General features: G+C 54.6%; 17 protein-coding genes and 1 pseudogene. 13 read left to right on the top strand and 5 right to left on the bottom strand.

Features of this window, described 5'->3' with window-relative positions; translation table 11 throughout:
- Positions 1-293: 293 nt before the first annotated feature.
- Positions 294-617 (bottom strand): annotated as a pseudogene (locus tag EO776_RS19840) (PAS domain-containing protein); the annotation flags it as partial.
- 1,169 nt (positions 618-1,786) lie between these two features.
- Complete coding sequence (locus tag EO776_RS16725) at positions 1,787-2,269, bottom strand: hypothetical protein (RefSeq protein ID WP_080508771.1); 483 nt, start codon at positions 2,267-2,269, stop codon at positions 1,787-1,789.
- Positions 2,270-2,825: 556 nt separating this feature from the next.
- On the opposite strand from EO776_RS16725, the gene EO776_RS16720 reads away from it, so the two are divergent.
- Both EO776_RS16720 and EO776_RS16715 read left to right on the top strand, forming a co-directional pair.
- On the top strand, positions 2,826-3,143 hold the full coding sequence (locus tag EO776_RS16720; protein ID WP_049933527.1) for a toxin-antitoxin system TumE family protein: 318 nt from the start codon (positions 2,826-2,828) through the stop codon (positions 3,141-3,143).
- A 27-nt stretch (positions 3,144-3,170) separates the two neighbouring features.
- Positions 3,171-3,587: an HVO_A0114 family putative DNA-binding protein gene (locus tag EO776_RS16715; protein ID WP_049933529.1), complete on the top strand. Its 417-nt coding sequence runs from the start codon at positions 3,171-3,173 to the stop codon at positions 3,585-3,587.
- 192 nt (positions 3,588-3,779) lie between these two features.
- Here EO776_RS16715 and EO776_RS16710 read toward each other — a convergent pair whose 3' ends face one another.
- A complete protein-coding gene (locus EO776_RS16710; protein ID WP_129452592.1) occupies positions 3,780-4,154 on the bottom strand; it encodes a hypothetical protein in 375 nt (124 codons plus the stop codon).
- Between the two features lie 313 nt (positions 4,155-4,467).
- On the opposite strand from EO776_RS16710, the gene EO776_RS16705 reads away from it, so the two are divergent.
- Entirely contained in the window at positions 4,468-4,782 is a 315-nt protein-coding gene (locus EO776_RS16705; RefSeq protein ID WP_094580237.1) for a hypothetical protein, read from the top strand.
- A 342-nt stretch (positions 4,783-5,124) separates the two neighbouring features.
- On the opposite strand, the gene EO776_RS19835 is transcribed toward EO776_RS16705, so the two are convergent.
- Positions 5,125-5,739 carry a deoxyribodipyrimidine photo-lyase gene (locus EO776_RS19835; protein WP_094580238.1) on the bottom strand — a complete coding sequence of 205 codons (615 nt, stop codon included), beginning with the start codon at positions 5,737-5,739 and terminating at the stop codon, positions 5,125-5,127.
- A gap of 934 nt (positions 5,740-6,673) precedes the next feature.
- On the opposite strand from EO776_RS19835, the gene EO776_RS16695 reads away from it, so the two are divergent.
- The 10 genes from EO776_RS16695 to EO776_RS16655 all read left to right on the top strand — a co-directional run bounded on the left by EO776_RS16695 (position 6,674) and on the right by EO776_RS16655 (position 15,174).
- The gene (locus EO776_RS16695) at positions 6,674-6,886 is read left to right on the top strand and encodes a hypothetical protein (RefSeq protein WP_094580239.1); all 213 of its coding nucleotides are present in this window, start codon (positions 6,674-6,676) and stop codon (positions 6,884-6,886) included.
- Between the two features lie 166 nt (positions 6,887-7,052).
- The gene (locus EO776_RS16690; protein WP_099289334.1) at positions 7,053-7,349 is read left to right on the top strand and encodes a hypothetical protein; all 297 of its coding nucleotides are present in this window, start codon (positions 7,053-7,055) and stop codon (positions 7,347-7,349) included.
- Positions 7,350-7,523: 174 nt separating this feature from the next.
- A complete protein-coding gene (sufB, locus tag EO776_RS16685; protein WP_099289333.1) occupies positions 7,524-8,954 on the top strand; it encodes a Fe-S cluster assembly protein SufB in 1,431 nt (476 codons plus the stop codon).
- Positions 8,955-8,994: 40 nt separating this feature from the next.
- Complete coding sequence (locus tag EO776_RS16680; protein ID WP_008443201.1) at positions 8,995-9,324, top strand: 4Fe-4S dicluster domain-containing protein; 330 nt, start codon at positions 8,995-8,997, stop codon at positions 9,322-9,324.
- Between the two features lie 21 nt (positions 9,325-9,345).
- Positions 9,346-9,735 (top strand): hypothetical protein, encoded by a 390-nt coding sequence (locus tag EO776_RS16675; protein WP_094579704.1) that lies wholly within the window; start codon positions 9,346-9,348, stop codon positions 9,733-9,735.
- A 90-nt stretch (positions 9,736-9,825) separates the two neighbouring features.
- Complete coding sequence (locus tag EO776_RS16670; protein WP_094579700.1) at positions 9,826-10,689, top strand: 2-oxoacid:ferredoxin oxidoreductase subunit beta; 864 nt, start codon at positions 9,826-9,828, stop codon at positions 10,687-10,689.
- A gap of 5 nt (positions 10,690-10,694) precedes the next feature.
- Entirely contained in the window at positions 10,695-10,844 is a 150-nt protein-coding gene (locus EO776_RS19935; protein ID WP_425433501.1) for a DUF7563 family protein, read from the top strand.
- A gap of 105 nt (positions 10,845-10,949) precedes the next feature.
- Positions 10,950-12,344 carry a protein adenylyltransferase SelO gene (locus EO776_RS16665; RefSeq protein WP_094579701.1) on the top strand — a complete coding sequence of 465 codons (1,395 nt, stop codon included), beginning with the start codon at positions 10,950-10,952 and terminating at the stop codon, positions 12,342-12,344.
- Positions 12,345-12,597: 253 nt separating this feature from the next.
- Complete coding sequence (locus EO776_RS16660) at positions 12,598-13,353, top strand: SDR family NAD(P)-dependent oxidoreductase (RefSeq protein ID WP_094579705.1); 756 nt, start codon at positions 12,598-12,600, stop codon at positions 13,351-13,353.
- A 525-nt stretch (positions 13,354-13,878) separates the two neighbouring features.
- A complete protein-coding gene (locus EO776_RS16655; RefSeq protein ID WP_094579702.1) occupies positions 13,879-15,174 on the top strand; it encodes a DUF7405 family protein in 1,296 nt (431 codons plus the stop codon).
- Between the two features lie 71 nt (positions 15,175-15,245).
- Here EO776_RS16655 and EO776_RS16645 read toward each other — a convergent pair whose 3' ends face one another.
- Complete coding sequence (locus EO776_RS16645; protein WP_241898021.1) at positions 15,246-16,172, bottom strand: iron transporter; 927 nt, start codon at positions 16,170-16,172, stop codon at positions 15,246-15,248.
- Positions 16,173-16,349: the final 177 nt, after the last annotated feature.

Genomic DNA, 16,349 nt, shown 5'->3' with positions numbered 1-16,349 from the left:
GAGGCGGCCTGTCCGCCCGCGTAACGAGGTCGTTCGAAAATCTTCGATTTTCGTGATCACGAGAGACTTCGTCTCTCGGACGACAGTATCTGAAAGGGCAGTCGGTGAACGCCATATCCTCGAAGGGTGTGTCTGTGCCGACTGCTCAAAACAAACCAGACGATACCCCCAAGTCCGTTGACGCTTGCCGGCGTCCCCGTGGCAAAAACAACACTGGGACGCAGTACACGGCCGAGGATAGGGGTAACGGCCAGTTGGCATGGCCAGCAGTCCACCAGTCCGACACTGTGGGACTACCTATGCCCGAAAGGTCTGGTAGTCAACTGATTGGACTGTGAACCTGAAACTCCCACCGCTCGGGATTCCTCCGCGTTTACGCGGAGGTGGATGTCAAGACGGAGCACCCGGTCAGGAACCTGAAGTTGCTGCTCACGTTGTCTAACCTCGCTAAGATCATGAACCGACCCCACTACACCGGTAACCGCTCCATCGTCGTCCCACAACGGCGAAAGAACAGCCCGAACGAAGCGCTGTCGTTCACCCGTAGCGGCCTCAGTTTCGAGTTCCAAAACAACTGATTCTCTATCCAGCGCTTGTTTTATTGCGGGTTCAATCTTCTCAGCAGTACTTTTTTCTGCTCTGTTGAATAGCGGTGTTGACCGAGGAGGTCAAAATTTGAGTCGGTTTGTTAACGGTTGACGCTAGTGGTCTCAAGATCGGCATCGTCTCACCATGGCTCAGAGGTCGCTATTCAACAGAGCAGTATTCAGCAATTCTATAACTTACCTTCCCGCATGGGACATCCGATCTGACCAGTCGAGTCCCACTATTTCGTGGGACGGCGTCACACAAATACAGCTTTATGTTTTGAGTAGTATTTGGAATAGTGCCTTTGTTGACTCCTGTATGGAGTTCACTGGACAGGTGTATTCCATTCCAGATGACTCGGGTTGTCGTAATTACATCCAGCGGATAACCGGGGTGACACAGGTCAATGCAGCGGCGTGAGCTCCTCGGCTCTGTCGGGGCAATTAGTACAGTTGGTCTGGCTGGGTGTAGCTCCGTAATCGGCTCGGGTGACCCAGCGGAACGGGCACACACTGTGAGCGTGTATTTAGGTGATCGTGAACTCACTCGTGAGGTCACCGTCACGGTCACCAGTGAAGGCGGGTCTACGCTGTTCAAAAGCGAATACACTCTCTCAAATAGTAATGAAGCTGATGAGGACGCTACATTCCCCGCATCGGATGAGCCCGATACCGTCGTCGTGACAGTTGATGGGACTCGGTTTGAACGTGACTGGCCAGGGTTTGAACACCCGGATCTCCCGTGTGATGACCCAAACCACGCAGGGATCGAAATTTGGATCGAGGAAAGCGATGGCGGATCGCCGGCGATCCGATTAGAAGTGAACTGTCAGTCCGTAACGATGGACGGACAACCTGCCTGAGAGTCCCCGCCCGCGTCAGTCGTGATGTTTCGAATGAAGCCGCCTTGGCGAGTTCCCGGCATAGAGCGTGTAATCAGCACAAGAATTCGTTATTATTCCAAATGGGGCCCTGACTCATTCGAGAGAACGTGTCTACATCATGGGTGAGTAGCTTGGGACATTACTGATGAATCAGCCGGTTCAATTAACCGTATGACAAGTTTTTATAAGACAAAGATATATTATTATTTATCTGAACCTCTAGCATCACCATCTAATAGGGAGATCCGGGCTTGTTGAAATCCTCAGAAAGTGACATATCTGAGCTGGGTTCTATCCGTACAGGCTGTTCAGTAATCAAGCCGACCGCATGCGCATCGCTATCCATCTGACGACGGACCCCACAACGTAGCCGGTTGTTCCGACGATGACCGCAAGCGCCAGCCCAAAATTAACACTTGTTTCGAGTCCTCCAAGTAATTCGGCGCGGGCAGATCCGTATGCAAACCCCAGCATTCTCGGCGAGGTGTACCGGCCTGCCCCCATCCACTCACCAGAGAGATAACCGACGAGTGGTGGAAAGGCGTACCCCCAGAGGCTAATCAGCCAGAGTGTGCCGACGGTTGGGACTAAGCCCGCACCGAAGATCCCCGCAATGACGGCAGTTCCCGGAACGATCACAAGCCAGCCCCAGAAATCATAGAGGCGAACACCCACACCGAGGAGGAACGCGACAGACGCGAGACCCAAGAGACCGACAACAGAACCGATAACAGCCCAACGAGGAAGACGGTCACCGAAGAGGTGCCTCCGGACCCGACCACCGTCGAGATGTTCCATACCTGTTGTTTTCCTACCGTATTGTTAGTTGTTGGCCGAGTAAGCACTCTTCAGTGACCAGCTGTTTCAGACGGTAATATGTCTAAAAAAGAGATTTCAGCATCTTCAGGTCCAATTTCACCTCGATAACGGGGTCTTCATTTCGAAGGCGGTGTACGTCGAGCTACCCATGCTAGTTTGAGTTTCCGAGTTTGTTAATGAAGTCGGAAGCTCAAATGGCTAAGCGGCGCAATTAGCGCTACGAGCTACTTAAATAGATGAGCGAATCGGCGGATTCGGAAACTCAAAGCGAGCAACCCGTGTCTGGCTTACGCCCGAGCAGGTGGTTTCACACAGTCGAAATAGCATTACTGTGTCTTAGCAACGATTGATACTGTGGCATCCCCTCTGGGAAGATTGGGTTTCGGGAGCGGTGTGGGGTCGCCGCCCCCTACCCAGTAATGAGATGGCCCGTAGCGTCGATCGGACCGTGGTGGCGAACCTCGAGCGGTTTGTGTTCAGTGTTGGACTTCTGCCCAACGCTTATAGCGTTGGCCGGTGTCCCAACAGATGAGAGATGGCCCGGAAACCGCTGTTCCAGTACACCCACATCGAGGCCGGTCTCGTCGAGAACGTCGTGCTTCGGCCGACCGACGACACCGAGACGTACCCCTCGGGCTGGAAGTACACGCTCCATCTGGGCACTCTCGACGACCTCACGCTCGTCCGATACGACAACTCCCACGAGGACACGAAGGGCCACGAACACCACACCGCAGCCGGTGACCTCGACGACGTCGAGTTCCCCGGAATGGAGGACCGGCTTGTCGAGTTCTGGGCGAGCGCGGACGAGTACTGGGACGCCGTCGGCGGCGATCCGCCCCGGCCGCACTGATCGAACACCACCCGACACACCCCGACCATGACCACACTCCACATCACCGTCGATGACCGAGAACAGCTCCGTCAGGACGCGCTCCAGTTCGTCCAAGACGTCGAGGCCGACAATCTCGACGATCAGGATGGAACAGCAACGCTCCAGTTCGGCACCTACGACGACTTCGTCGACAGTCTCACGCCGCTGCGCCTCGAGCTCATTCGGGCGATCGCGGAAGAGGTGCCCGAGAGCATGCGCGAGGCAGCGCGTCTCGTCGAGCGTGACGTGTCCGACGTCCACTCGGACCTGAAGCAGCTGGAAGTACTGGGGATCCTCACGCTCGAAGAGGGCGGGCCCAGCGGTGCGATTCAACCCGTCGTTCCGTTCGACCGCATCGAGGTCCACATCGACTACCCGCTCATCGATAGCGGAGATGCCGATGGTACACCCGCGAGCGCGTAGTCACCACCCACCGCTCTCGGAGTGTTGTAAGGTTCTCTCAGAGTAGGCTGTACTGAGCGATCCGGCCTACTCGACTTGGGAGATGATTCCGTGTGAGATACGCGCTCTGTATTCAGCACGGCGTCAGCGAACTATCAGCGACCACGGATTTCAATAAAGCCGTCTCTGGGTGTGTTAGAATCCGGTATTTGACTACAAATAATCCTCTAAGCTCTGATCGTCTGAGGATGAGTCTTTGATTTCGGTACTATCGGCCGTAGGAGTAGTACGCTTATGCTTCTGATTACTTAGTGATTCGATAGCTTCTTGAAGTAAATTCTCCGAGATCTCGACCGAGTAGTCAACTAGTTCTCCGCCTTCGGAGACATCAGTTACCCGAAATCGGGCCAACATGGAATCCCCCTCCGGAGGGCCAGGGTACCACTCAACGAATTCCGCATCCCTTCGGTCTTCAAGAAGGTGTGTTACCGACTCTTTATCAAAGTCAGGGTCAGCCTGTTCCTTGTGCCAACGAGTTACATCAAGCAGAGTGCCTACTTCTTCAGAGTTTGACTGTTCTTCTGACATATCTTCACATTATTCCTATGATAAAAAACACTATTCATCTATCTATAGCAATAACTACTACTTATCGACTCTGCTGAAATGCTTAATTAGAGATGCCAGTACGCCCTCCCCGCCGGATGTTGACCCCGACGCATTCACGCGTGTTCGATCCAATCTGACACAGATCGTTGAACAAAATATATTAGCTAACTGAGATATTCTCATCAATAGAATAGCTCAGGTCAAAAGAGTACCACACTCCCAGCCAAAAGTTGACCGCTCCGACCCTGACGATCCCCCGATTTCAAATGGGACCGACAAGATCGACTACATAATGTATGAGTCCGATCTTCAGGACGGGGTATCGAGCAGCATTATTGACGGCGAGGTGTCGTCGTTGAACCTCAGCATCACCGACAACGAGTTTGCTGTCATCGTTGATATTGGTGAGACTGACGCAGCTTACACGGCTGATGAAGCCCGTGAGCTAGCGACGAGTCTCAAATCGATCTCTGACCAGCGATGGGATGTAGACAACGATGATATCGTGGAGTACCTCCGCGACTTAGCCGACGTGGTTGACAACGAGAAATCAGTAGATGAAGTAGAAGAGAAGTGGGAAAGTAGAGAGGTAGATATCTCGGTATGATAGAAACATAAACCGTTGACTGGGTGTCATACAACGGTTCTCATAGCTGTTAGCACCGCCCCGAATCGGTCAATTCAGGTGATCCAAATACCCACACACAGTACTGACCTACCTACATTATGTCAGAAATCCCGGTAAGATACAGAGGTTGAAGTCAGTGTGAGAGATATTAACGCACCTGAATAAGCGAACGGAGAAGGACTCTCCCCAGATATTGGTCGTGAAGCGCGTTGACAATATCAAATATCGATACGACTGGTAGAACCCGCCTCATCGGCTGTTATCTGACCGGTGCCAAATCGTTCGAACCCAGTCGAGTGCCGTATCATGCTGAGTGACGTACTATCCGGTGTCGTCACACCGACGATACGTTGTTCCGTTCGATAGGGCTCGTAATCGCTTTCGAGCAGATTCAGTACCGGCGGTGAGGGGCGCTAAGTCGTATTCGTCTTCACGAAGGTCTGAGAGTCGTGGCACCGCTTGGGTCTTAATCTCCAGTGTATGTGGGTTAGCCAGATACGCATCTGGGTTCGAGGGCAGCGTTGTAGATGAGTTCATTTTGCTCGGCTGTTCGTTTGGAACGGACGTGTAGTCGACTCCGGTGCGGGTGAGAGCACGCTGAACCGCACGGTCACGGGCACGGGCCAGTTGTGAATGGTCTTTGTTCCACACGACTTGTTCGACTCCGATGGTCCGCGCAAGACGACCTACGACGTCGGTTGGGTCTCCGTGCTGTATCACGATATCACCGCCATGGCCTCGGTACCAATCTCGAAGTTCATGAAGAGAACCGAGCATGAACGCGACTCCTAACCCGTTGGCCCGTGACAAAATCGCGTCATCTAACACGAACACTGGCACCACACAGCTATTATTCTGTTTAGCAGCGGTGAAGGCGGTCGAAAGCGCCGGATTCGGACTTGGCTGAAGCGTACGGCGGTGCCAATACAACTGCATACATATCCATAGGGAGTTTCAATAAGAAGGGTTGTGGCGCCCGTGTATAGAAACGATTCAACCTGTTTGATGGACCTCCCACCTCCCGACTTAGCACACATCCGTGTAAGACACGTGCGCTGTATTCAGCAGCGCCTCTGGCATATCTTCAGCTTTTGTCAGAAGTTACATGCGCGACACAGAGGATGCAGTCAGCAATGGAACTGCGTTATTTTCTCCGTTAAAATCCAGAACCAACCGATAGAACGTGCCTGCGCATTGACTGCCGAAAATTCTGCCAGTTCAATGAGAGGTTCAGCTACCTGTGCGAGATACAGGGCACGTATGTAGGAAACCACTATTTGGCTCACAACTGGTGCTGATCTCTTTTATAAGTATTTACTATGAAGATAGTAATTCACATTTCCCACGTGTACTACTAACAAGCGCGGATCGACAGCGATGAAATCAGATCAAATCTATACAAGTACACGTGTTCCACGAGAAAAAACGAGACAAGTGGAACAGAAAGAAGAGGCAAAGAAATCGCCAACGCTGAAATCAGATCAGATCTATACAGCTACACGTGTTCCACAAGAAAACACGAAACAGGTGGAATAAAAAAGAGGCGGAAGAATTATTCTCAGATAGTGTACTGAGCGAATCGATCTATCCTGATTTCGTCACTGCGACGTGCCACATTCGCGCTGTGTATTCAGCAGGCCGTTACGAACATCAACGCAATCTGGTAAAAATCTCAGCAGTACACTCACAAACGCATTCTATCGGCTGATTCAGCTGTAAATTCGCGAAATAAATGTCGTGGTAGATTTTCTATGACACCCTAGGTTTAGTGGGAATTGCCTGATACACCGCTCCTGTGAACCACACAGCCGTTTTAGCTCACGAGACTTGCCCCAGTTATTTTTGCCTCTCGAAAATTCATCCGATACAGATGTCTGATAACTCCGACGACACTGGGGGAGAACGGGTCGTCTTCGCAATGCTCGTTGGAGTGACGTTCGGAGCGGCACTCGGAACGACAGTTCTCCAAGATATCACACAGGGAATTGTTGCTGGTGTCGTCGTTGGAACCCTCGCTGCTCTCGTCTTCCCAGCGTGGACAGGCCGACTCTACGAGACGGTAACAGACAAACTCGGAGAATAATCCCCTACAGTGAACAATTCGAGAGAGCAAAGGGAGGTATGCCAACCGCTCTGTAACACCCTGACTATAGGCTAAAAAGAGGTCGCACTCGGCTGGAGACGTCCAAAAGCATCTGGCGTGTGGCTTGGCGCAACAATTCTTCAGAGTGGGCGCTAACATACCAACAATGACGGACGAGATCGACATCCCAACCGAGCCGCGGGCTGCGGTCGACGCACTAGCGACTCACCTAACTGCGACCGCAGATCGCCCAGTTCCGCCAGCGACGAACCGATGGCTCGGAGAAGCTGAAGCCGTCGCCCGCGATGCTACCAGTGACGATCTTGACACGCAAACCAGACGGAAACGGGTCCGCCAAGTTGCCACACTACTTAAGTCGGCTGATGAAACGGGCGACGTGGTCGCCGACCGCCACATCGAAGCAGCGATCGAGTGCTGTCAAGTCATTCTTGCTAACGAGTGACGGTAGCCTTGTCTCGACGGAATAGCCCTCTCGCCACATGTTAAATTCTACCAAGTAGAGAAACCGAATTAAATCACACAAAGTTATTCATTTTCGTTAAAGAAACCGTCATAAGTTACTAACGAGTGTTCTAGCGCATCACACTTATATTCGTAGTCTCTGAAGAATACTTTGATGAGTTCAAAACAAGACGATCTCAAAGAGACGAACACCGAGGCCCGTTTCGAGTTCAAGAAGGAGGAGAAGTCTGCCTTCCAGACCGAGAAGGGTCTCACTGAGGAGACGGTCCGCGTCATCTCGGAGGACAAAGACGAACCAGAGTGGATGTTAGAGCGGCGCCTGCGCGCACTCGAACAGTTCCAGGAGATGCCGATGCCGACCGACTGGCCCGGACAGCCGGACCTGAGCGAAGTCGACGTCGACGAGATTGTCCCCTACATTCGGCCGGACGTCGACGTGCGGGCGGGCGTCGACGACTGGACGGAACTCCCGGACGACATCAAGGACACCTTCGACAAGCTGGGCATCCCGGAAGCCGAAAAGAACGCGCTCTCTGGTGTCGGCGCACAGTACGAATCGGAGGTCGTCTATCAAAACATGCAGGAGCGCTGGGAGGAGAAGGGCGTCATCTTCTGTAATATGGATGAGGCCGTCCAGGAGCACGAGGAGCTCGTCCGCGAACACTTCATGACGAAGTGCGTCCCGCCGAGCGACAACAAGTTCGCGGCGCTCCACGGCGCCATCTGGTCCGGCGGTTCGTTCGTCTACGTCCCGGAGAACACCACTGTCGACATGCCCGTCCAGGCGTACTTCCGGATGAACTCCGAGGGGATGGGCCAGTTCGAGCACACGCTCATCATCGCTGAGGAAGGATCTGAAGTCCACTACATCGAGGGCTGTTCTGCGCCGAAGTACTCGAAATTCAATCTTCACTGTGGCGGTGTCGAAGTCTTCGTCGACGAGGACGCCCACGTCCAGTACTCGACCGTCCAGAACTGGTCGAAGAACACGTACAACCTGAACACCAAACGCGCCATCGCCGAGAAGGGCGGGCGCATGGAGTGGATCTCCGGGTCGATGGGCTCGAAGGCGACGATGCTGTACCCCTCGACGATCCTCAAGGGCCGCGGCGCCTCGGACAATCACATCACTATCGCCATGGCTGGCGAGGGCCAAGACATCGACACCGGCGCGAAGGTGTATCATAACGCGCCCGAGACCAAATCCACGGTCGAGTCGAAGTCGATCGCGAAGGACGGCGGCCGCACCAACTACCGCGGGCTCGTCCACATCGCGGACGGCGCGGAGAACTCCTCGACGGCCGTGGAGTGCGACGCGCTGATGTTCGACAACGAGTCGACGTCGGACACGATGCCGTACATGGAGATCAACGAGTCGAAAGTCGACGTCGCCCACGAGGCGACCGTCGGCAAGATCGGCGACGAGGACATCTTCTACCTCCAGTCGCGCGGTCTCGACGACGACGACGCGAAGCAGATGATCGTCTCTGGGTTCATCGAGCCGATCACGGAGGAACTGCCCATCGAGTACGCCGTTGAGCTCAACCGGCTCGTCGAGCTCGAGATGGAGGGCTCGCTCGGATAGTAGTTCGTTTGGACTACGCCACCCTTATCGAGAAATTCTCATGGCTATCGATCCACACTTCGAAGCGAACCGCGATGTCGCTGAGAAACACGAGGGGCACCGAGTCTGGGGGCCGGTCGACGAACCGGAACAACAGGGAATCCACGGGACACACGTGGCTGTCGACTTCGATATCTGTATGGCCGATGGTGCCTGCCTCGAGGACTGTCCCGTCGACGTGTTCGAGTGGACGGATACACCGGGCCACCCCGAGAGCGACATCAAAGCCGACCCGATTAACGAGACACAGTGTATCGACTGCATGCTTTGTGTCGACGTGTGTCCCGTCGACGCCATCGATGTCGATCCCGGACGAGCGGGGCGCCTGTGAGGGGTGATTGAGGAACCACTTATGACCCTCTCACTCCAGTGCTACCGGTGCGGGGCAGAGTATACCTATATCGGTAAGAGTCCACATTCCGCACAGTGCCCAGCATGCGGCTCCTCTTGCGTTCCGCCGGCTGGCAGTCTCACCGTCGTCAACAGCGTTCACTGGGAGAGTGCAAACGGGCTCGCGAAAGTCTGGGTCCACAGTGTGGATGAACGTGACCGACCGTTCGAATTCGAAGTCGCTGCACACGGTCGCCGTGGCAAGTTGGTTGCGATCAAAGTTGACGGCGTGCCGATTAATCCACAAGTTGACGAGACACTCGAAACGCTTCCACCGGCAGTGAAGGCCAAAATCGAAGCACAGGGAATAACAGACGTCGAGATTGCGACAGTCACGAACTCGAAAGCATGATACCAAGCCAGATTACGCAACGACCGACACCCGCGAGCATCGACTCGAAGGACGTTTTCTTGCGTACGGTCGGAGGAGGACGGTAAGGCGATGAGCACCGACATCAGATTCACTGACTTCAAATCCGACAAGCAGCCAACGTGGTGTCCCGGTTGCGGGGACTTCGGCACGATGAACGGGATGATGAAAGCGCTCGCGAACACCGGGAACGACCCGGACAACACGTTCGTCGTCGCAGGGATCGGCTGTTCCGGGAAGATCGGGACCTATATGCACAGCTACGCACTCCACGGCGTTCACGGTCGCGCCCTTCCCGTGGGGATCGGGGCGAAGCTAGCGAATCCGAACCTCGAAGTGATGGTCGCCGGCGGCGACGGAGATGGCTACTCGATTGGCGCTGGCCATTTCATCCACGCGGTCCGCCGCAACGTCGATATGACATATGTCGTCATGGACAACCGCATCTACGGCCTCACGAAGGGGCAAGCCTCGCCAACATCGCGTGAGGACTTCGAAACCTCGACGACGCCCGAGGGGCCGAAACAGCCGCCGGTCAACCCACTTGCGCTCGCGCTGGCTGCCGGCGGGACGTTCATTGCCCAATCGTTCAGTTCGGACAGCCAGCGCCACACCGAGATCGTTCAGAAAGCCGTCGAACACGACGGGTTCGGCTTCGTCAACGTCTACAGCCCTTGTGTGACGTTCAACGACGTCGATACCTACGACTACTTCCGAGACACGATTGTCGATCTCGCCGAGACAGACCACGATCCGACGGCTTACGATGACGCTACAGACATGATTATGGATGGAAATAAAGAGTACCAGGGTGTACTCTATCAGGACGAGCACTCGGTTGCCTACGAAGAGCGTGAAGGGCTCTCAGACAATATGGCGGTCATACCCGACGGAGCTCCGGACAATGTAACGGATCTCGTTCGGGAGTTCTACTGATACACATGCCTGATTGTGCTACCTGTGGCGAGCATATTTCTGCTCAGTTTGTACAGGTGTTCGGCGACAAGGACGGCGTCGTTCTTGCATGCCCGTCCTGCTCGGCCAATGCTGGTATTGGAAAGGAAATACGACAGCGAACGGACGATATATGAAGATTCTCTCTCTATCGGGCCCTATTCGCTCGTATTGTCACGCCCATGGGCGGGATGAGCCGTACAAATTATCAAAGCAAGCGAAAGAACACTATGTGAACCTAAATGACCTTTTCATTTGACACGACTTACAAAGAGTTAGACTCGGAGCTGTATTCGAGAGTGACACCGAAGAGTATCGCTCATCCCGAAATTGTGGTTCGTAACGACGAGCTATGTGCTGACCTTGGGTTGGATACAGCGAAACTTGATGCGAAGATGCTAGCAGGTCAAGATCGTTTAGAAGAACCGATCGCCCAAGCGTATGCGGGCCACCAGTATGGGAGTTTTACCGTCTTAGGCGACGGGAGGGCAATGATACTCGGCGAGCACGTGTACGATGGGAGTAGATACGATATTCAACTGAAAGGGTCTGGTCGAACGCCCTACTCCGGAAGAGGCGATGGAAACGCAACTGTCAGCTCGATGCTCAGAGAGTATCTGTACTCGTATGCGATGCGGAATCTACACATCAAAACATCGAGAAGTCTTGCGGTCATCGAGACTGACGACGTGGTCAACCGACGCCGGACAGAACCCGGAGCCGTCCTAGTCCGAGTAATGAACAGCCACATTCGGTACGGAACCTTCCAGTACGTCGCAGCCCGAGCATCCGACAAACTACAGCAGTTCACTGACTATGTAATTGACAGGCACTACCCGCAGCTGCAGGAAAAAGATCGTCCATATGTGGAGTTCTTTGATACAGTCATACAGTCAGCGATCGAAATGGTTGTTGACTGGTTGCGTGTCGGATTCGTCCATGGCGTGATGAATACGGACAACATGAGTATCGATGGAGAGACATTTGATTACGGACCCTGTGCGTTCATGAATTACTATGACGAGGAGGCGGTCTTCAGCTCAATCGATAAGCACGGGCGATATGCGTTCGGCAACCAGCGACCTATCCTGCGGTGGAATCTCGAGCGGTTTGCGGAAGCACTCCAACCGCTGTGTACGCAGTCAGCGCTCACGTATGATGAACTCGAAGCCAAGCTAGACGAATTTGAGGCTCGATTTGATGCGCAGTACTACGCGATGATGCGGAAGAAGTTGGGAATTGGCTCAGATGGCGAGGAAGAGCTCGTCGATGAATTCCTAGAGTGGCTTCGCAAATCGAACGCAGACTACACCAATACGTTCCTCGAATTAGAGGCACCCAAGACGTTTGATGACCCGGTGTTTACAACTGCGGAATTCGAGCAGCTGAGGGATAAGTTGGCTGCTGTCGGCCTGAATGAGGAGTTGATGCAGGAGGTCAATCCGCGGTATATTCCCCGCAATTATCTAGTTGAAGAGTCACTGGATGAGTATCTCGAAACTGGAAAGCTATCCAAGTTCAAGCGGTTACTGACCGTATTGGAAACCCCCTATACGTCGAAGGATATGGGTTCGCAGTTCCAGCAACCACCGCCACGCGAGTTCGATGCCGAGTATACAACGTACTGTAACACGTGAGCAGACAGTGCTTCGAAGTGGGGTATCTACTCTTAGTTAGTGGTGTGATCCTTGTTGGAGAGGAGACGTGCGATCCGTTCGATGTACGCTGAGGTTGTTGGCGCGTTCGAGACGGGTGGATGGCTCTCGCTCTGTCAGCACAACCTGGCCGACATCCAGCGGTATACCTTATTATAAGCTTTCGCCGGCAGATATATCACGGTTGTTTGTTAATATTTAGCAATCCACGTGAAGCGACGTGGTGGGAGACAATATGAACGGAATACAAGACGGAGTTGCGGTCGTCACTGGCGGTGGATCAGGAATCGGTCGACAGTCGTCACTTCGGTTTGCTGAGGCAGGAGCAAAGGTCGTTGTCGCCGATATCGACGAGGAGGGTGGCCACGAGACGGTTGAGATGATCACGAGTGACGGCGGCGAAGCGACGTTCGTCAAGACAAACGTCACCGACTCTGACGATGTTGACGCGATGGTACAGACGGCGCTTGACGAGTACGGCGGGCTTGACTTCGCACACAACAACGCCGGCATCGCAGATGAGGGTACTCGCCTAGCTGAATACGACGAGGCGCAGTGGGATCGGATGATCGACGTGAATCTGAAAGGCGTTTGGCGATGTCTGAAAGCCGAGATTCCAGAGATGATTGAACGAGGTGGTGGGGCTATTGTCAACACTTCCTCAGTCGCTGGCGTGAGTGCGAACGGGAGCGCACACTACGCGGCCAGTAAACACGGCGTTATTGGGCTCACTCGGCGGGCAACAGTTGACTACGCTGAGGATGGTGTCCGGTTCAACGCAGTCTGTCCGGGTGTCATCGACACGCCAATGGTCCAACAAGCGGGTGAGGACAACAGCGAAGAGATGGACCGCATCACTGCAGGTATTCCAGCAGGACGCCTCGGTGAGCCCCAAGAGATAGCCGATACTGTCGTTTGGCTCTGTTCTGAGGACTCTTCTTACGTGATGGGGCAGCCAATTATTGTCGACGGAGGGCTCCTTGTCCAGTAATTAAGCACATATCGCAGAGGGACTGTCATTACGGCGGCAACATGGTGCCCCCGTACACCGCAGTGCCGCCGCAATAGGGTTTTAAAAAAGACTTTTCACACCCAACACCGATCGCTCAGTACAGTTGGAACGCGTACCGCTACTGCCGCTTATAAACTACCTCGGTAAGTACCCCGAGGTACCCGCCTCAGTTATCCGTAGACCAGTCAGCACGAGGATCAGTGTGTGAAAAAGACAACCAGATCAACAAACCACTGGGTACACCACTAATACTGAGATGGGAGAGAGATGAGATCGTAAGAAGAGCGAGCGGGTGACCATACTCCTCGTGAAAATTGGTATAAAAACCGGTGATTACTGGCCTTCACGATAGGGAAGAGTTTCACCTCCCAGACGCTTATTGTATTGATCTGCTGTCTGGAAGTTGTCGATATCGCTGAACCCTATCACATCCGCTCGTGCGTGTAAGCGTCTCAACTTTCCAAAGGCCGCACATTCATCCTGTCGAGGTCACAATCAGTAGATATGGACTTTTTTGATCGAGACCGACCGCGCCGTGAGTTCTTGAAACGCGTAGTCGCGATGGGTGGGGCTAGCGCACTGTCGGCCTGTCTAGCCCGGACGGAATCGGGGCCAGTTCCCACTGGTGATCCGAATGCGAAGCCTGCTCGCCAGCACGCGTGGCGAGACTACATCAGACGTGATGACGCCGGCAACTCATTACTTCCTGCCCATCAAGTGTTGTTATACCTGAACGTAGACGGTGAGGGCCCACCAACGGACGACCAGCGCGAGGCCGTCGCCACAGCGCTCGGGACGATCGATCGCGCGTACGAGTGGAGCCACGAGGGATTGCTCTACTCAATTGCCTACTCGCCCGCATACTTCGGCCGGTTCGAAGCGTCGCTGCCAGCGGCTGTGGACCTCCCCGCTCCGCAGTCACTGTCTGAGTTTGAAACACCAACATTCGATACACAAGACGCGGTCGTCCACCTTGCGAGTGACCGAGCTGATACGGTGTTGGCGGCAGAGGAGGCACTAACTGGCGAAAAAGAGCGTGTGAATGGTGTCGACGTCGAGGCGCGGCTCACAGATGCGTTCACCGTCGACTCCCGCCGCACCGGATTCGTTGGAGCGGGCCTTCCAGCACAGAATCAAGACGTCGCGGGCATCCCCGACTCGAAACCGGTCCCCGAAGACTCACCGCTATTTATGGGGTTCACCGCCGGCTTCGTCGGCAACCAAGCCACGGAAGATTACGTCACGCTGGAGGACGGCCCATTCGCCGGGGGAACGACAAAAGCAATTTCGAACATTCGGCAGCGACTTGACGACTGGTACCTCGAACAGGACCACGACGACCGGGTGGCGGAGATGTTCAGCCCGGTCCACGCAGAGCAAGGCCTCGTCGACGGCGTTGGTGCGAATCTCGGTGATAATAGCGGGATCGACGAGATCCCAGATGATATCGTTGATCAAGCCCGTGAATATGCCCGAGTTGGGCATGCTCAGAAGGCGGCCCGTGCGAATCGAGACGTGGACGGGAACGTGCGACTACTCCGCCGGCACTTCGAGTCAACAGATGACATCGGCTCCGATCAAGAGGTTGCGAGTCTCCACTTCCCTTCGTTACAACAAGGCATCTCTGCCTTCGAAGATGTCCGTCGATCGATGAACGGCGTAGACATCACAGCGGAAACACCGGCTGTCCGTCAGCGGGTCAACAACGGCATTTTGGAGTACGTTTTCACCCGCCGGCGTGGCAACTTCCTTGTTCCACCCCGTCGGCACCGGGTGCTGCCGTCACCACGACCAGCTTGACATCCTCCCCGCGCTGAAGCGCGAGGCTTTCTCCTCGATTCTCCGTAATCAACAGTCTGTCGCCACCATCGCTACGCCGACTGCTGATCGTTGACGGTGAAGTTGATGTCTTCCATTGCCCCGGTTTCACCACCGAAGGCCGTTTCATACCCCTCGTGACGCGCTGTCTGCGGCTGAAGCGTCGGCGAGAGTGTCAGCTTGTCACCGGACTGGACGGCGTCAACGACAGCGCCATAGTGGTAGCCGAGGGATGGGTCCAGCGTCCGAGTGAGCCGTTGGTTAGAGAGTATCTCACCGTCGCGAGTCTGTGCCGCTGAGAGGCTCATCGCCGGGAGTACCATACGGTTGCACTGTGACCGCGCTGAGACGGCGAGATACTGTCCCTGACCAACAACGCCTGCCGGAGGGGAGTCAAGCACCGTGGTCACGAAAACGGCCCCATCGGTACTGCCGGTGCCAACGACGCGGCCGGGGAGGACGTCTGCCCGGGGTGCAATCGAACTTGGGAGCATTTCCATCGCCATGGGGTCGACAGCACCGGAGGATCCAGCGTCCTCAAGCCGGCGAAAACTGATATTGTCTCGTTTCGATTCACTGTACTCAAATGGGATTCTCGCGGTTACAGGTTGTTCGAACCGGTCTTGAAATAAGTCGGTCCGTCGAGTCGATAAGCCACCAACACTAAGCCGGACATCGTAGGTGCCGTCCCCGTCAAGTCCGAAGTTTGCTCCGTAGTGAAATCCCATTGGCTGTGACAGCATCGGGTAGATAGCCTCTTGAGAGATGAGTTCACTGTCGCGGTAGATCTCAACACTCAACCCCGTTTCAGGAAGGATCGTTTGGGTTTCAGAATCCCAGACGCTAGCCATCAGATGGATATCGTCGTCAGGCCCAATCTCGGTCAGCGACGTGGTTTCACCGTTGACGTTCCAAAATCGGTGGGCGTAGCTGTACATCAGTCCAAAGCCGTAATCGCCCTGCTCAGTAGTTCCAACCATCTGCATTCCCTCAACGTGGCCCGGCAAATAGATCCCGTTAGGACGATTTTCGACAATAGCAGGAGCACGCGGGGACCGAGAATTAACCTGGCCAGCGCAGCCGGCAAGGCTAGTGGCGGTGGCTACCCCGAGACCAGCTTCGAGAAATGTACGGCGATCCATGGCAATACGTACGGG

This window comes from Halorubrum ezzemoulense (assembly GCF_004126515.1).
In the GTDB taxonomy this organism is placed as follows: Archaea; Halobacteriota; Halobacteria; order Halobacteriales; family Haloferacaceae; genus Halorubrum; species Halorubrum ezzemoulense.
Note: the sequence above shows the minus strand (reverse complement) of the source record. Positions and strands in the feature narration are given on the sequence as shown.

Bases quoted from the DNA above. Each gene is read 5' to 3' on its own strand.
- EO776_RS16725 (WP_080508771.1), bottom strand. From the start codon at position 2,269: ATGGAACATCTCGACGGTGGTCGGGTCCGGAGGCACCTCTTCGGTGAC.
- EO776_RS16720 (WP_049933527.1), top strand. From the start codon at position 2,826: ATGGCCCGGAAACCGCTGTTCCAGTACACCCACATCGAGGCCGGTCTC.
- EO776_RS16715 (WP_049933529.1), top strand. From the start codon at position 3,171: ATGACCACACTCCACATCACCGTCGATGACCGAGAACAGCTCCGTCAG.
- EO776_RS16710 (WP_129452592.1), bottom strand. From the start codon at position 4,154: ATGTCAGAAGAACAGTCAAACTCTGAAGAAGTAGGCACTCTGCTTGAT.
- EO776_RS16705 (WP_094580237.1), top strand. From the start codon at position 4,468: ATGTATGAGTCCGATCTTCAGGACGGGGTATCGAGCAGCATTATTGAC.
- EO776_RS19835 (WP_094580238.1), bottom strand. From the start codon at position 5,739: ATGCAGTTGTATTGGCACCGCCGTACGCTTCAGCCAAGTCCGAATCCG.
- EO776_RS16695 (WP_094580239.1), top strand. From the start codon at position 6,674: ATGTCTGATAACTCCGACGACACTGGGGGAGAACGGGTCGTCTTCGCA.
- EO776_RS16690 (WP_099289334.1), top strand. From the start codon at position 7,053: ATGACGGACGAGATCGACATCCCAACCGAGCCGCGGGCTGCGGTCGAC.
- sufB (WP_099289333.1), top strand. From the start codon at position 7,524: ATGAGTTCAAAACAAGACGATCTCAAAGAGACGAACACCGAGGCCCGT.
- EO776_RS16680 (WP_008443201.1), top strand. From the start codon at position 8,995: ATGGCTATCGATCCACACTTCGAAGCGAACCGCGATGTCGCTGAGAAA.
- EO776_RS16675 (WP_094579704.1), top strand. From the start codon at position 9,346: ATGACCCTCTCACTCCAGTGCTACCGGTGCGGGGCAGAGTATACCTAT.
- EO776_RS16670 (WP_094579700.1), top strand. From the start codon at position 9,826: ATGAGCACCGACATCAGATTCACTGACTTCAAATCCGACAAGCAGCCA.
- EO776_RS19935 (WP_425433501.1), top strand. From the start codon at position 10,695: ATGCCTGATTGTGCTACCTGTGGCGAGCATATTTCTGCTCAGTTTGTA.
- EO776_RS16665 (WP_094579701.1), top strand. From the start codon at position 10,950: ATGACCTTTTCATTTGACACGACTTACAAAGAGTTAGACTCGGAGCTG.
- EO776_RS16660 (WP_094579705.1), top strand. From the start codon at position 12,598: ATGAACGGAATACAAGACGGAGTTGCGGTCGTCACTGGCGGTGGATCA.
- EO776_RS16655 (WP_094579702.1), top strand. From the start codon at position 13,879: ATGGACTTTTTTGATCGAGACCGACCGCGCCGTGAGTTCTTGAAACGC.
- EO776_RS16645 (WP_241898021.1), bottom strand. From the start codon at position 16,172: ATGGTTGGAACTACTGAGCAGGGCGATTACGGCTTTGGACTGATGTAC.